The organism is Synechococcus sp. R55.7, assembly GCF_047461955.1.
In the GTDB taxonomy this organism is placed as follows: Bacteria; Cyanobacteriota; Cyanobacteriia; order Thermostichales; family Thermostichaceae; genus Thermostichus.
Genome location: NZ_JANSIC010000390.1, coordinates 1 through 1018, shown reverse-complemented (window position 1 = coordinate 1018; position 1018 = coordinate 1). Strand labels below are relative to the sequence as shown.

Sequence of the window (1018 nt, the reverse complement as noted above, 5' to 3'; positions counted from 1 at the left end):
GGGAAAGCCTTTGGGAGTCATAGGCTTTTCGCTTCACAGGATCACTCAGGACCGAGTATGCTTCCTGAATAGACTTAAACTTTTCCTCAATGTACTGCCGCCCCTTAACAGGTGTATCTGGGTGAAGTTTATCGGGATGGTATTCTTTGGCAAGCCGCCTGTAGCTCTCTTTAATTTCTTCTAAAGTTGCATTGGGCTGTAATTCCAGCTCGCGGTAAAGGTCTTTCATGGGAGGATCCGGCGCAGGGGGCCTTGTGCCAGCTACTTTGATGCGGGGATCCTATTCCCTGAGGGGAAGCCTTGCAAAGTGCTACTCAATACCTAGACTCTTTTTTAAGCCTATTTTAGGGATCGGACAGCTCCAGCCAAGCAGCCCTTGGCTCCTCCCTCAGTAGATGCTTTTTCAAGGCCCAACGTCCAGAAAGGCGGGGTTATGAGCAAGCTGCTGCGGCTTGCCGCGCCAAGACCCACTCCACCAGGGTGCGCACCCCATAACCGGTGGCCCCTTTGTTGTTGTAGCCTGCATCCTTCTCTGTCCAAACGGGGCCTGCTATATCCAGGTGGGCCCAAGGGGTTTTCTCCACAAACTGCTTCAGGAACAGGGCAGCGGTGATGGATCCCCCTGAGCGGGGACCAGTGTTTTTCATGTCGGCCACAATGGAGCTAAGCCCCTCGAAGTAGCCTTCTTCCAGCGGCAGGCGCCAGATTTTTTCGCCGGAAAGGTTGGCAGCTTGCTGTAGCTCCTGGGCCAACGTCTCATCCGGGGTGAACAAGCCGGCAATTTCTTCCCCCAGGGCAATCACACAGGCACCGGTCAGGGTAGCCAGATCGAGGATGGCATCGACGCCCAGCTTTTCCGCAAACACCAGTGCATCCGCCAAGGTGAGGCGACCTTCTGCGTCGGTGTTGTTGACCTCGATGGTCTTTTGGTTAGAGGCGGTGAGGATATCTCCCGGATGAATAGCATGGCCGCTGATCATGTTTTCCGTGGCAGCGACGATGAAGTGCAGCTCCACTT

1 protein-coding gene and 1 pseudogene are annotated in these 1018 nt (G+C 54.8%); both read right to left on the bottom strand.

Features of this window, described 5'->3' with window-relative positions; all coding sequences use genetic code 11:
* Window positions 1-229 (bottom strand): DnaJ domain-containing protein (locus NW820_RS12700; RefSeq protein ID WP_414407680.1); only part of this gene is annotated, 229 nt, incomplete at its 3' end.
* Window positions 230-431: 202 nt separating this feature from the next.
* Window positions 432-1018: pseudogene (locus tag NW820_RS12695) on the bottom strand (leucyl aminopeptidase); the annotation flags it as partial.